This is a genomic window from Curtobacterium sp. MCBA15_004, from assembly GCF_001865055.2.
Lineage (GTDB): Bacteria > Actinomycetota > Actinomycetes > Actinomycetales > Microbacteriaceae > Curtobacterium.
This window is the reverse complement of sequence record NZ_CP126266.1, coordinates 1,713,195-1,725,558: the sequence shown is the minus strand read 5'-3', so window position 1 is coordinate 1,725,558 and position 12,364 is coordinate 1,713,195. Positions and strand designations below refer to the sequence as shown.

The following is a 12,364-nucleotide window of genomic DNA, read 5'->3' as shown; positions in this document are numbered from 1 at the left end:
CAGCGGGTGCCGCTCCTCCCGTCCGTCGTCCGGTCGCGTCCCGCTCTCCTCAGGCTTCCGAGGAGTCCGCTGGAGCGGTGTGCGCGGCGCTGCGGGCCTGCTCCAGGTGCTGCAGGTTGTCGGCAGCGTGGGTGTCTCCTCGTTCTTGGCCACTCGTGTACGCCGCTCGAGCACCGTCCACGTCGGCGAAGTGATCGAGGAGCAGGTTTCCGAGCGGTACAGCCGCCTCGACATTGGTGTCGATCATGCTCTCGAGAGTCAGCCGAGCGAGCATGAGTCGGCCTTGCTCGGCCCAGAGCCGGCACAGTGTCGGCCCGGCACTCGGATAGATCCCGAACCCGCGCACCAACATGCTCTCCGTGGAGTCGTCGCGATCTCCCTCGTCGAACTTCCACACTCCGATGACCCCAGCCGCCTCCGCTCGCATCGCGGGATCGTCCGAGTCGACGACGACCTCCATCAGTCGCATCGCCTCGTCGTCGTTCTCGTCGACCTTCTCCATCCAAGCCAGGGCGTACGCGCACTTGACATCACCCCCGCTGAGGCCTTGCGCAAACGCGCGCCTGGCGGCAGTGGCGTCACCGTCCTCTTCCAGCACCGACCCTGCATTGAAGAAGGCCTCGACCACACCTTGGAAACCCTCCGGGTAGGACCACTTCGCGTGCATGTCCCTGCCGTATTTTGTTGCTCCCGTCTCTCCGTTGGCGCGCCCAGGCTCCTCACTGAGGGGCTTCGCCCCGGCGCCACCGACGGGGTCGCCCCAACCCCCGGCAGGATCGAGTTCTTCGAACGTCGAGCGGCCGGTGAGGTCGAACGCATCGATGGGATCGTTGACGTACGCGTAGGCATTGTCGGTGCCCCCTTCAACGGGGTCGACCTGCAGGAATCGTCCGAGCGCTGCGACGGACTGCCGGGCGCCCATCTCGATCGTGGCGATCGAGCCGAGGTGTTCGCTGAGCTTCTGGTGCTGCCCGAGCCATCCGTAGTCGGCGTTGCCCTGCTGCGTGTCCGGCCCGGACTGGTTCGCCGTGGCCGTGCCGAACAGGCCGGTGGCCTGGTCCATGACCTGCCCGAACGGGTCGTACACCGGCAACACCTGCGAGGCGAGCTGGCCCGACCCGTCGGTGGTGGCGACGATGTCCCCGTGGAGGTTCGGGTACGACCACACCGCGCTCGTCCCACGGAGCTCCGCGGTCAGCCCGCCCGGCAGGGGCAGGTCCCACTCGGTGAGCTTGCTCGCGCCGTCGTAGACGAAGTCCGGGGTGTCGCCGTCGCCGGTGAACCCGTACCGGGTGACGGTCTTCGTCCCACCTGGGGTCTGTTCCGTGCGCTGCACGATCCGGTTCGACGCGTCCCGCACGTACGACACCTTCGACCCGTCCGTCAGCGTCGTCTGGACGTGCCGGTCCTGCCCGTCGTAGACGAGGGTCTCGTCTGCCAGGGTGGTCGTGTTCCCGTGCGCGTCGTAGACCAGCTGCGCACCGGTCAGGGACTGGTTCACCGGCGTCGCTCCCGTGACCGGGTTCGTCACCGTGGTGCCGATGAGCCGGTCCGCTGCGTCGTAGCAGGACGCGACCTGCGTCGCCGACCCGACGGCGGCTCCCGAGGCGTCGAGGAGCTGGTCGGACGAAGCGGTTCGGTTCCCGTTCTTCCCGGCCGCAGCGACCGCACCCGACTGGGCGCACGTGCTGGCACCGAAGCCGTAGGTCAACCGGTGCCGCGGGATCGACGCGGCCACGAGCCTCCCAGCCGTGTCGTAGGAGGCGGGCGTGGCCGTTGTGATGGTGCTTGCGGCCGGGGCGAATGAGCGAGCGCCCCGAACGGCCGGTCCTGAATAGCCAGGCGAACGTCACCGCCGGTGATTCGGCTCTTCACGCTTGACACGTTCCGGTAGACCCGCCCACTTCCGAATGATGGCCGCATTGCGCTCAGCAGTCTTCCTCGACGAGATAGTAGCCGGGAGTCGAAGCTCACGCCCAGCATGTCGAACGACCAGCATTCGACAAAATTGCCAAAGCGGGTCAATGCCGCTTTCGGCACTTCGATTGATCAATCCGCTATAAGGCAATAGATCGACGCCATGGATTGCATGCCTGGCGATCCGATAGTTCCTATACCAGGAGTGTACGATCATCTCGTCCCCGCGCAGTTCAATCCCCATCATTGAAGCACGCCCTGTGAAGAGCATGAAGGGTACATAGAACAAGATTTGCCCAAATCCAGGGCTGTAGGCGGCTGACGCGACCGTGAACACCAGCGGCAGTGGAAGCGTGATGGTGATTGATGCCACGACAGCCCCTAGCCTGCTTCCCCTTATTCGTCTAATGATCATCTCCAATACTTCCAAACGGCACGCTTGCTCCAAGCGCTCCCATCCGCGTGGGACCCGACCGCCTTCTGTGCCACATTCGACACTGCGTTAGCTCGGAAATTGGCCCGCCGGCGCTGAGTGGACGCCCACTTTCGAGTCACAGTGCGCCCCGCTTTGAACACGCGATCAACGTGACTGCGACTCATTACCCTTTCCGCTGCAACCAGGCCCTTTGACGCATATGAACCGCCGATCATGCCCACCGCTGAAACCGCAGCCATACCGACCCTCCCTTGAACCAGATAGGCTGCCGTCTGAATTCCTCCACAAACCATGGAGACGACCCCCGGAACCACTCCGCATGCAAAGAACACGGCACTCATGACCGAATTGTCAGTGAGGAACTTTGAGAAGCTGCGCGGCCGAGCTCGCGTCGGTCCACTGCTGGACCTGTCCGGTCACGTCGAACGACGCCGTCCCGGTGTACCCGGCCGTGAAGTTCGTGCGGGATGCGTTACGGACACCGCAGTTCCACGCGTATGCCGACGCCCACCCAGCGACCGACGTGGTCGCGGTCGCGGTCCCGGAGTTGGCCTGTGTCTCCGCCAGCTGTGCGGAGAGGATCTGCTTGCCGTAGAGCTGCTCGTACGGGAACTTCAGCACGGTCCGCCAGACGCTCGGTGCGTTGTTGATCCGCGAGTTGCCGATGCTCGCGTACGACGCCGTCGCAGCCACGCTCTGACCGCTGTTCGTCGACATGTACGACTGCAGCGCGGACGGACCGTTCCAGATCGACGGGTCCAACGACACCGGGTACACCCGGGCATCGTCGCGGAGCCACTCGGCGTCGGGCGTCAGGGTGATCCGCCAGTCGTCCCCGGACAGGTGGTCGATGCTCACCGGGATCGTCGCGACCGCGTTGTCGGACTTGCCCGAGACACCGGACGAGTCCGTCATCAGCGGCGTCGGCGTCGAGAACACGGTCTTGCCGTCGTCGTCGACGAACTTGATCGATCCGACCGGGCCGTCCTCCACCGACAGGCCCGGAGCGTGCACCTTCCAGCTGTAGGACGGCTTCGCGGCCTTCGGAGCACGCTCGAGGATCAGCGCCTCCTTCACCCCGCCAGCATCGACCTGGTACGACATGTCGGTCCCGGGCAGCACGTCGTCGTAGGCAACACCGTGCGATGCCTTGGCGTCCGGCTGGTCCGATGCCGCGAGCTGGCTCTTCGTCGGCACGTGCGCGTCGGCGTCCCGTTCGCCCTCGAGCTCGAACGACACCCGGTCCCCCGTGGACGACGACGTGACCGTGTAGTCCGGACCGTCCTCCCCGGTCGACGCGGCGAACTCCGGCTGCAACGGGTGGTCATCGACTGCGAAGCCACCGCCGTCGGTCTCCTCGACCTTCGTCGAGATCGGCACCCAGTCCCCGGAGCCGTCCTTCACGTTCAGCGGCACGCGTGACATCTGCGTCACCTTGGTGCCGTTCGGGTTGGTCCACGTGTTCTGGTACGTCGACCGGGACGTCAGGTCCGCGCCCTTCGCGATGCCCGTGGCCGAGGCCCCTGCCGCAGGGTCCTTGCTGGCGGGAGCCTGGTCGTCCGGGTCTCCGGTCTTCATCGCCTTCGTCAGCAACGATCCGGGCGCCTGCAGACCGTTCGCAGCCAGTGACGAGCCCGCGTGGAGGTCGTCACCCTGCGACGACGGCAGCGCCGGCAGATCCGTCGGCGACGTCGCCGTGACCGGATCGGCATGCGCCGGCACGCCCACCAGCAGCCCAGCGACCAAGGCACTCGACGTGATGACCCCAGCGAGCACACCGGCTCGCGAAGAACGCCCCGACATGGGACTCCCCTACTACTGCAACGGGACGAACCCGAGAACGCTCCGCCCTCCCCTGGAGAGCACGGGCCTGAGCGTAGGGAAAGCGGGTCACAGGAAATTCTTCGCCCGTGGCCCCCGTTCGGGGCCCCATCTGCCCTCGGGGTACAGCGCATGTTCCGACTGACAGGCGACTTGTGGACCGGAACGGAGGGTTCGTGTGCGCCTGATACGTCTTTCGGGGTACATCGAGGAGGTGAAGGTCCGCACAGCGCGGACGTTGGCGAGAACTATCCGCTCCGCGTGTGTCACCGAGCGTGAGCTTTGCGCCTTCCTGACAGGGCGCTCCGCAGCCGCATCATGGGTCAGTCATCGAGCTCGGAGACCGGTCTCATCGGGCCCTTGAGCATGGAAGGCCGGGCCGGGCCGTCGCGGGCCCATTCGGCACCGGCGGCGACCGCGAGGGTCGCGGCATTCGGGTCGCCCTGGTGAGCCCTGCCCACGCGACCCGCCGTCGAACCGCTCCACGCCCCCCGGGCGCCTCAGCGAAGACGGAAACGATCGCGCGGACGGCGATCAGAACGGGCACCATCTTCGCGCATGGCGCAACGAGGCAGCTCCGGACGGCGGCCCAACCCCGACCGGGTCGCGCCCGCGGACGCGGTGCTCACGGCCGCGTTCGTCGCGGCAGAACGTCACAGTGCCGCGGTGGCCGCGCTCGATGTCGACAACGCTCAGGCAGGTCCATCGACGGCTCGACGACGAGTCCGTCGGGCGCTGCGAGCGGGCAGACTGGAGCGACGACGACCTGGGGGGCAGGACATGGACGACGCGACGGACACGACGGGGGCGACCGCAGCCGCAGCAGGGACAACACGGGCGCAGGCCGGAACGGGACAGACCGGGAAGGCGCGACCACGATCCGTGGCATGGCCGCTCGGGCTGCTCGCGATCTCGGGGCCGGTGGCGATGTTCGTCGTGCTCGTGGTGACCGTCGCCCGGATGCAGGTCTCCGGCGTCCCCTTCGTGGTGGCCGCGGTCTGGTGCGTGGTGAGCCTGCTGCTCGGCGGCGCCGCCATCGTGGTCGCCGTCGAGGACCGCAAGGCCCCACAGGGCACCGGGCCACGCCTCGCGGACGCGGGGATGGCGCTCGGGACGGTGGCTGCGGCGCTCGTCGGGGTCGGGATCCTCGTCGTGTTGCTCGCCTGGGCCTCACTCAGCGTCTGAGCCCCCGCGGTGCGGTGGCGGGACGCGCCAGCGCCTACCCTGGACGGATGCTCTCCCGACGTGAGGCCGCCGTGCGCCTCGACATCCCCCTCGAGATGGCGGCGCACCACGGCATCCCGTCGCGCCTCAGCGAGGACGACCTCGCCGCGATCGAGCAGGACCCGCCCGCCTGGCTCGTGCAGTCCCGTGCGAACCGCACCGGCACGAAGAAGGTCTGGGTCGAGCTGGCCTGCGTCGTCTGCGGCTACACCGAGACCGCGCGGCCGAAGAAGTGGTGGCCGGACTGGGACCACCTGATGTGCGACTACCACGCCCCCTACCAGGCGCCCGAGCCGCCCGCCGGCTTCGTCCGAGGCGAGGTCGAGGGAATCGGCAGCCGCTTCGTCGCGCTGGTGGACGAGAAGCCGTAGCGGCGATCGCCGGGCTGCGCCCGGTGGCGGACGGGAGGCCCGTGGCGGGGCCGCACCGCGCCTCCCGTCCGGCGGTGGGTCGCGACCGGAGGCGCGTGGCGGGACCGCGCCGCGCCTCCCGTCCGCCTGTTGTAGCGGTCCGACCGCCGGTCCTGCCGGTGTGCGCGCTGCCGCCGACCGCGGCGGCGGGCCGGGGCCGCGCCGCCGCCGACCTCAGTGCAGCTGCACGCCCAGATCGCGGCCGGAGACCACCACGGCGTCGATCTCGACACGACCGGCACCCTGGCCGACGGTGCGCGTCTGGATCTGGTTGAACGCCCAGTCGTCCGGGAGCGGTCGGAGCACGTTGCCCTCCCAGCCCGTGGACATCCCGGCGACGAAGGAGTGGTGCGCGAGACCCGCGTGCGCGACCGCTGCGCAGGTCCGGCGCGATCCGTAGACCCCCGGGTGGTACTCGTCTCCACGGGCGCGCAGCCCTGCCGCGACGCCGCGGAAGTAGGGCAGCACCCGCTCGGTGACGTCGTCCGCGGTGGCGTCGTAGTCGACGGCGAACGAGATCGTGGTCTGCTTCGGGATGCCGAGCGCACGAGCGGCGTCGTGCGCGCGTTCCGCGTCGCGGACCCCCTGTTCGTGGCTGAACCACGATGCCTCGTACCCGCCCTCCTCGAAGATGGGCCAGACCCGCAGGCACGCCGAGGCGAGCGCGTCGAGTTCGCTCGGGGTGAGGGCCTTGTCGAGCGCGCCGGGCACCTGTTCGTCCGTCAGGTAGCGCCCCACGAGGGAGATGCCGGACGCTCGGACCGCGGCGGCCTGGTCGGCGGTGAGGCGGGTCGCGGTGTCGGCCCCGGTGACCGGTCGGTCGGCGTCGCCGCAGCTGACCGCGAGGGCTGCCCAGCTGGCGGGGTCGCAGGCGCCGGTCTGCGCAGCGGGCTCGAACGCCTGGGAGGCCTGGAACTGCCGCATCGACTCGACGTCCACGGCCGACCACGCGGCGTCGAACGGGACGTGGACGCCGTTCAGGACCAGCAGGCCGGCGGCGAGCTGCGCCCAGCTGCCCGTGTCACCCGGGCGGACCGTGGCCTGGGTCGCGGCGCGGAGGGCGGCGGCGGTCGCCGGTCCCCAGACGCCGTCGACGTCCTGCACGCCGATCGCGGACTGGAGCGCGCGGACGACCGCGCCACCCGTCGGGACGTCGGCGACACCACCCGTCCCGCAGTAGGCACCGCCAGGCACCTCGGCCGCGGTGCGGTTCAGGTACTGCTGCACCGCACGGACCTCGGTCGACCCACCGGGCACGAGCGTGGCGGTCCCGACCGTGAACAGTGCGGCGAACAACGCCGGGGACACCTCGGCACCGCGGGTCGGGTCGGCCGTCGGGGCCCCGAGGTCCGCACGGTAGGCGTCGAGGGCTCGACGGGAGGCGTCGTCCCAGTCCCCCGTGACGCGCACCCCGGCTCCACCGGCGCAGATCAGCCCGGCCTGGACGAGGCTGCACCAGGCGGCGGCGTCCTGATCACCGTCGAGCCGGACCGGACCGTGGTCCCGGAGACGCTGCTCCGTCTCCGGGCCGTACGCCGGGACGAGCGGCGTGATGCCCAGCAGCGACTGCGCTCCCTGCAGGACGCCGGTGCGGGTCCCCGCTCCCGCGACACCGTCCTCGTCGACGTGCTGCCATCCCTGGAGCTGCCCGAACGTCGCGTTCAACCACCGCTGCACGGCTGCGACGTCTCCGGGAGCACCGTCGGCGGTGCCACCGGTGGGCGACGGGGAACCGCTCGGTTCCGCTGCCGCCCGGGCCGGATCGGCGAGGACGGCACCCAGGATCGGGACGGCCCCGAAGAACGCGAGGGCACCACGGCGCGAGACGGACATGGGAGGGCTCCTTCGTGGTCGGACTCTGCGGCTCCGGTCCGACCGCCGTCCAGCGCGCCGGCGAGGTCGCTCACGGGCACGTCGAGCTCCCCCACACGCTGGTCAGACGATCGTCTGGCCAGCAGCGTAGTTCGACGCCGACGCGCGGACGATGAGGCTCCTCTCAGGCCACGGGGCGGCGGCGCGCACCGGCGATCGGCGCGACACCACGGCTCGTCGAGTCGAGCGCGTCGCGGGAGCCGGTCGCCGGGCCGTCTACGCTGGAACGCGAGTCCGTGCAGACTCACCGACGAAAGGCAGTCCCGCTCACCATGCCAGCCCCCAAGCACGCGCTCGACCTGAAGACTCCCCCGCCCCTGAAGCGTGGCGCCCTGCGCGTCACGCCGCTCGGCGGCCTCGGTGACGTCGGGCGCAACATGACCCTCTTCGAGCACCGCGGGAAGCTGCTCGTCGTGGACTGCGGTGTGCTCTTCCCCGAGGAGAGCCAGCCGGGCATCGACGTGATCCTCCCGGACTTCACCGCCGTGCGGGACCGTCTCGACGAGGTCGAGGGCATCGTCCTCACGCACGGGCACGAGGACCACATCGGTGGCGTCCCGTACCTGCTCAAGGAACGCCCCGACATCCCCGTCATCGGCTCGAAGCTCACGCTCGCGTTCATCACCGCGAAGCTCCAGGAGCACGGCATCACGCCGCGCACCCACGAGGTCGCCGCGGGCGACCGGCACAGCGCCGGCCCGTTCGACCTCGAGTTCGTCGCCGTGAACCACTCGATCCCGGACGGTCTCGCCGTCGCCATCCGCACCAGCGCGGGCACCGTGCTGCACACCGGCGACTTCAAGATGGACCAGTTCCCGCTCGACCAGCGCCTGACCGACCTCAACGGGTTCGCGCGGCTCGGCGACGAGGGCGTCGACCTGTTCCTGGTCGACTCGACCAACGCCGAGGTCCCCGGCTTCACGACCGCCGAGCAGGACATCGCACCGGCGATCGACCGCGTGTTCCGCGAGGCACCGAAGCGCATCGTCGTGTCGAGCTTCGCGAGCCACGTGCACCGCATCCAGCAGGTCCTCGACGCCGCGCAGCGCCACGGGCGCAAGGTCGCGTTCGTCGGTCGGTCCATGGTCCGCAACATGCAGATCGCGGCCGACCTCGGCTACCTGCACATCCCGGACGGTCTCGTCGTCGACCTGAAGCGTCTCGGCAAGCTGCCGGACAACAAGAGCGTGCTCATCTGCACCGGTTCGCAGGGCGAGCCGATGGCCGCCCTGTCGCGGATGGCCCGTCGCGAGCACCTCATCACCGTCGGCGAGGGCGACACGATCCTCCTCGCCAGCTCGCTGATCCCCGGCAACGAGAACGCGATCTACGGCGTCATCAACGGGCTCATCCGCTGGGGTGCCACGGTCGTGCACAAGGGCAACGCGAAGGTGCACGTCTCGGGCCACGCCAGCGCCGGCGAGCTCGTCTACTGCTACAACCTCGTGAAGCCGAAGAACGTGCTGCCGGTGCACGGCGAGTGGCGGCACCTCGTCGCGAACGCCGAGCTCGCCGTCCGCACGGGCGTACCCGAGGACCGCGTCCTCGTCGTCGAGGACGGCGTCGTCGTCGACCTCGACCGCGGCCGTGCCCGCGTCGTCGGCCGCATCCCCGCGCCGTACGTGTTCGTCGACGGGACCACCATCGGCGTCGCGACCGAGTCCGCCCTGAAGGACCGGCTCTCCCTCGCCGAGGAAGGGCACATCACGGTGCTCGGCATCTTCGACGAGGGCACGCAGAAGCTCGTCGACCCGGTCGAGTTCCTGCCGAAGGGCTTCGTCGAGGCGGAGGGCTGGATGCAGCACGCCGAGCAGGTCGCCGAGAAGGCGATCACCGAGGCGGCCGGTCGCGGACACATCGACGGCGCCGCGGCGGAGCAGGCCATCGCGACCGGTCTGGAGCGGTGGTTCCTCCGCCGGCACCGCCGGACGCCGGTGATCACCGCGGTGGTCGTCGACGCCGACTGACGCCGGACCGCGGCGGACGGGCGTCGGTCCGGGCCGGGCTCGCGTCCGGGGTCCGGGCTCGTGTCCGGAGTCCGGGCCGAAGCCCCCTAGCGCCGGATCCCCGGACCGACCATCACGAGCAGGGCCAGGGAGTCGGCGTCCGGTGATCCCGGTGCCGCGGTGTAGAGCACCAGGAACTGGTCGGCGTCCGTGAGCGCCAGGGTGTCGCAGTCGACCGTCACCGCGCCGACCGCCGGGTGGTGGAAGGTCTTCGTGAGCATCGGCGCCGGCTGGACGTCGTGCCGGTCCCACAGCCGCGCGAACTCGGCGTTCCCGGCCTGGAGGTCGTCGACGAGCGCGACGACATCGTCGTCAGCGGGGTGTTCCGCGAGCGTGGTCCGCAGCCGCATCACGACGTGGTGCCGGAACTCCGCGGCGTCCGAGATGCCGTAGGGCGGCTCCGTGGGGTGGTCGGCACTGCCGACGGGGAACGCCAGGCGGGCGAGGTTGCGACCCGCGCGGTCCCGGAGCGCGAAGTCCTCCATGAGCGCCGCCGCCAGCGGGTTCCACGCGAGGACCTCGAAGTCCGCGGCCAGCACGATCGCCGCGGTCTGCGGCAGCCGCTCGATGACGGCCAGGATGCTCGGGCGGACCGCGCGCCGGAGCGACCCGGTGCGCGGGCGAGCCGTTCCGGCCAGCAGGAACAGGTGGTCGGACTCGGCGTCCGTGAGCCGCAGCGTGCCCGCGATGCCGGCCAGGACCTCCGCCGACGGCCGCGGCGCGCGGCCCTGTTCGAGCCGCACGTAGTACTCCGTCGAGATGTGGGCGAGGACCGCCACCTCCTCACGGCGCAGGCCCGGCGTCCGCCGGCGCGTGCCGGACGGCAACCCGACGTCCTCGGGGCGCAACCGCTCTCGACGCGACCGGAGGAACGCGGCGAGTTCCTGCTTGTCCATGCCCCGATCCTCCCCCGCCGGACCGACGGCGTCCTGGTACCGGCTGTACCTGGATCGGGTGGCCGCGCCGGACCGACGCTGGGGCCATGACCGACACCACCTCCCCCACCCGAACGCCCGACCTGCTCTCCGGCAAGGTCGTCCTCATCACCGGAGCCAGCCGTGGCATCGGTGCCGCAGCCGCACGACTCTTCGCCCGCGAGGGTGCCGCGGTCGTGCTCGCCGCCCGGAGCACCGACGCCCTGGAGGCCCTCGTCGCCGAGGTCCGCAGTACCGGTGGCACCGCGGACGCCGTCGCCCTCGACCTCGCCGACCCCGCCAGCATCCGCGCCGCCGTGGCCCGGGTCGACGCCCTGCACGGTCGACTCGACGGCGCCTTCAACAACGGTGCGGCGATCCAGCAGCCGGGGCCGCTCGACACGACGAGCGACGAGGACGTCGAGACGCAGTTCGCCGTCAACTTCCGCGGGCACTGGGTCGCCATGAACGCCGAGGCAGCCCTCATGCGGCGGTCCGGCGGCGGGGCGATCGTCAACACCTCGAGCATCGGGAGCCGCCGCGCGAACCCGGCCCTCCCCGCCTACGGCGCCATGAAGCGCGCGCTCAACAGCATCACCGAGACGGCCGCGGTGACCTGGGCACCCGAGGGCATCCGGGTGAACGGCATCACCCCGGGCGGCACCGAGACCGAGATGATCGAGGAGTGGGAGGCCGCGACGCCGGGGATCACCGAGCAGATCAACGCGTCGGTACCCCTCGGCAGGATGGCGCGGCCGGAGGAGGTCGCGGAGGTCGCCGCGTGGCTGCTCAGCGACCGCGCGTCGATGGTGACGGGGGCGAGCATCCCGGTGGACGGCGGGGCCGGGGCGTAGGGGCGGTCCGGTGGGGTCCGGTCCGGTCCGGTCCGGTGGGGTCCGGTCCGGTGGGGTCCGGTGCGGTGCGAGGTCCTACAGGGACCGGCCGCGGGCCGCGGGCTCGCAGTAGCCTCCACCGGAACCGTGCTCTCGCTCGGTCCGGTGGCCGTCCGCTCCGCGATGGAGCATCCCGAGGAAGGACCGTGTCGTGACCGCCGACCTCTCGAGCCCGTTCGCCGGTCAGGGCTGGACCCAGATCGGTGAGCTCCTGCTCGCGTTCGTGCTCGCCTCGTCCATCGGGCTGGAACGGCAGCTGCGATCGAAGAGTGCCGGGCTCCGCACACAGGCGATCGTCGGGACGGCTGCGGCGCTGATGATCCTCGTGAGCAAGTACGGCTTCTAACGTCGTCGACGCGCTCCTCGGCGACGCCGTCTTCGAGAGCTGCACCGCGGCGGTCGAGAGCGTCGGCACCGTTGCCGGAGACTGGATCAGCGACCGGTTCCCGGGGCACGCGACCGTGCCGCACGCCGAGCTCAAGGCGCGGTGCGCGGATGCGCGTGTGTTCGTCCGGACCGGCGAGGCGACGTCCTACGCCAACGTGCTCCTGACCTGCGGCGTCCCGTTCTGACACCGGCGCGACGACGGCCGCGGTCGGGCGGCGGCGTCCCGCCGCTCGGTCGGTCACGCCAGGTCCGCGACCGCCGGTGCCGGCGCGCTGCGCCGTGTGGTCCCACCGCTGCGACCTGCTGGTCGCTCCCGTCCCTCGGGTGGTCACCGGACGGACGGGAGGCTCCTCCCGCGGCCCCGCCACTCCGCTCTCGGTCCTCGCGGGCCGCCCCTGACGCCAGGGTTGGCAACTGCTGCCTCGGCATCGGTCGGGAGACGGTCGTGCTGACGGTCGCTCCGCCTGCCGGCGTGATCGCGCTC

Annotated in this window: 10 protein-coding genes and 1 pseudogene; 6 read left to right on the top strand and 5 right to left on the bottom strand. The window is 70.7% G+C overall.

The annotated features are described in order from the left end of the window. Positions 1-49: 49 nt before the first annotated feature. The 3 genes from QOL16_RS08125 to QOL16_RS08115 all read right to left on the bottom strand — a co-directional run bounded on the left by QOL16_RS08125 (position 50) and on the right by QOL16_RS08115 (position 3,931). Positions 50-1,738 carry an RHS repeat domain-containing protein gene (locus QOL16_RS08125; protein ID WP_071284458.1) on the bottom strand — a complete coding sequence of 563 codons (1,689 nt, stop codon included), beginning with the start codon at positions 1,736-1,738 and terminating at the stop codon, positions 50-52. 111 nt (positions 1,739-1,849) lie between these two features. Beyond that, the gene (locus QOL16_RS08120; protein ID WP_139197440.1) at positions 1,850-2,290 is read right to left on the bottom strand and encodes a hypothetical protein; all 441 of its coding nucleotides are present in this window, start codon (positions 2,288-2,290) and stop codon (positions 1,850-1,852) included. A 414-nt stretch (positions 2,291-2,704) separates the two neighbouring features. Then, a complete protein-coding gene (locus QOL16_RS08115) occupies positions 2,705-3,931 on the bottom strand; it encodes a hypothetical protein (protein ID WP_305411569.1) in 1,227 nt (408 codons plus the stop codon). 1,125 nt (positions 3,932-5,056) lie between these two features. Here QOL16_RS08115 and QOL16_RS08110 point away from each other — a divergent pair. Next, positions 5,057-5,359 (top strand): hypothetical protein, encoded by a 303-nt coding sequence (locus QOL16_RS08110; RefSeq protein ID WP_071246914.1) that lies wholly within the window; start codon positions 5,057-5,059, stop codon positions 5,357-5,359. 47 nt (positions 5,360-5,406) lie between these two features. Continuing rightward, entirely contained in the window at positions 5,407-5,769 is a 363-nt protein-coding gene (locus QOL16_RS08105) for a hypothetical protein (RefSeq protein WP_071246912.1), read from the top strand. A gap of 213 nt (positions 5,770-5,982) precedes the next feature. Here the strand turns inward: QOL16_RS08105 and QOL16_RS08100 are convergent, their stop codons facing one another. Next, positions 5,983-7,641: a glycoside hydrolase domain-containing protein gene (locus QOL16_RS08100; RefSeq protein WP_071285370.1), complete on the bottom strand. Its 1,659-nt coding sequence runs from the start codon at positions 7,639-7,641 to the stop codon at positions 5,983-5,985. A 311-nt stretch (positions 7,642-7,952) separates the two neighbouring features. On the opposite strand from QOL16_RS08100, the gene QOL16_RS08095 reads away from it, so the two are divergent. Further along, positions 7,953-9,647, top strand: coding sequence for a ribonuclease J (locus QOL16_RS08095; protein WP_071246910.1), 1,695 nt, complete (start codon positions 7,953-7,955; stop codon positions 9,645-9,647). A gap of 86 nt (positions 9,648-9,733) precedes the next feature. Here the strand turns inward: QOL16_RS08095 and QOL16_RS08090 are convergent, their stop codons facing one another. Beyond that, the gene (locus QOL16_RS08090) at positions 9,734-10,582 is read right to left on the bottom strand and encodes a helix-turn-helix transcriptional regulator (RefSeq protein WP_071285372.1); all 849 of its coding nucleotides are present in this window, start codon (positions 10,580-10,582) and stop codon (positions 9,734-9,736) included. Positions 10,583-10,668: 86 nt separating this feature from the next. On the opposite strand from QOL16_RS08090, the gene QOL16_RS08085 reads away from it, so the two are divergent. The 3 genes and pseudogenes from QOL16_RS08085 to QOL16_RS08075 form a co-directional block, all read left to right on the top strand. Beyond that, a complete protein-coding gene (locus tag QOL16_RS08085) occupies positions 10,669-11,454 on the top strand; it encodes an SDR family NAD(P)-dependent oxidoreductase (RefSeq protein ID WP_065964913.1) in 786 nt (261 codons plus the stop codon). Positions 11,455-11,644: 190 nt separating this feature from the next. Next, positions 11,645-11,839, top strand: a complete 195-nt coding sequence (locus QOL16_RS08080; RefSeq protein WP_071246904.1) for an MgtC/SapB family protein — start codon at positions 11,645-11,647, stop codon at positions 11,837-11,839. 13 nt (positions 11,840-11,852) lie between these two features. Next, a pseudogene (locus QOL16_RS08075) lies at positions 11,853-12,065 on the top strand (RbsD/FucU domain-containing protein); the annotation flags it as partial. Between the last annotated feature and the right edge of the window lie 299 nt (positions 12,066-12,364).